The organism is Paralcaligenes ureilyticus, from assembly GCF_004346225.1.
Taxonomy (GTDB): Bacteria; Pseudomonadota; Gammaproteobacteria; order Burkholderiales; family Burkholderiaceae_B; genus Paralcaligenes; species Paralcaligenes ureilyticus.
The window spans coordinates 1-1,207 of record NZ_SMAJ01000037.1; the positions used below are offsets into that span (position 1 = coordinate 1).

Annotated in this window: 1 protein-coding gene; it reads left to right on the forward strand. The window is 58.7% G+C overall.

Annotated features, from left to right (window positions below; translation table 11 throughout):
• Positions 1-289: 289 nt before the first annotated feature.
• On the forward strand, positions 290-1,207 hold a 918-nt coding region (locus EDC26_RS20020; RefSeq protein ID WP_132586514.1), incomplete at its 3' end, for an IS110 family RNA-guided transposase.

A 1,207-nucleotide genomic window follows, 5' to 3' on the forward strand; every position in this document is an offset into this window, starting at 1 on the left:
CGCTTGTATAGTTTCTTTAAGCGGTTTTGTTTGGTTTTTTATCTGGTTTTTTCAAGCACCTTTTAGTGGGACACTAAAAGGTGCTGGGGTGGAGAGACTGACCTTCGCTATCGGCCGCTTTGACGGACCGCCTGTCTGAGAAATCTCCCACCCCGCCTGCCCATCGTCGATTAGGAATCTAACAGAGCAGCCGCTGTAGAACGGTTGGGACTGTCGATTATTGCAAGCTAACGAGCCCAGGCGATTGGTACACCCCAGCCCATCTATTTTCGCTTATTTGGGAGCTGTCATGCAAGAACCGTTAAACATTGGCGTCGATGTGGCCAAGGCCGAGTTGGTCGTGGGTGTCATCGACCATCCGGAACTGAACATCACCTTGGCCAATACGGCGGCCTCGATCAAACGTTGGCTGCGGCACGTACCCCCAGACGCCCGGCTGGCCGTGGAGTCCACCGGGAGCTATCACCGTCTGCTCGTGGACTTGGCCCAGGCGCAAGGGGTGTGCACGTACGTGTTAAATGCACGCGATGTGCATTTCTATGCCAAAGCGTTGGGTCAGCGCGGCAAGACTGATCGCACCGATGCCCAGGTCATCAGCCGCTATCTGCGCGAACATCACCCGTATTTGCATCCCTTTCGCGCGGGCAGTCAGGCCGAACAGTTGATCACGGAGCTCTTGCGTCGGCGCGCGCAACTGGTGGGCCAGCGTGGCGCGCTGCAGCAGTCGCTGCGGGACGTCCCCCTCCTTGCCCCGCAGCTCAAGGCGCTGATCGCGGACTTTAATCAGGTGATCGCGACGATCGATGAGCACATCGCCCAGCAAGCTCAGAGCGAGCCGGCTCTAGCCGCCGAGGCGCAAAGGCTACAGACGATTCCCGGCGTGGGGGTGCAAGGCGCCACGATGCTCTTGTGTTTATTTCGTCGCATCGAGTTCAAAAATAGCGATGCCGTCATCGCGTTCACGGGACTGGACCCGCGCCCCATGGACTCTGGTCAAAAACGGGGCCTGCGCCGGCTAAGCAAGCGCGGCGCGCCCTGGCTACGCCGCCAGTTATACATGATGGGGTTTTCTGCCAGCCGATCCAAAGTGTTCCAGTCCCGCTATGAAGCCCTACGCGCGCACGGCCTGAGTTCCACCGCCGCCTTCGTCATTCTGGGTCGCAAACTGCTGAGTATCGCTTTTGCCCTATGGCGTAGCCAAAAGCCG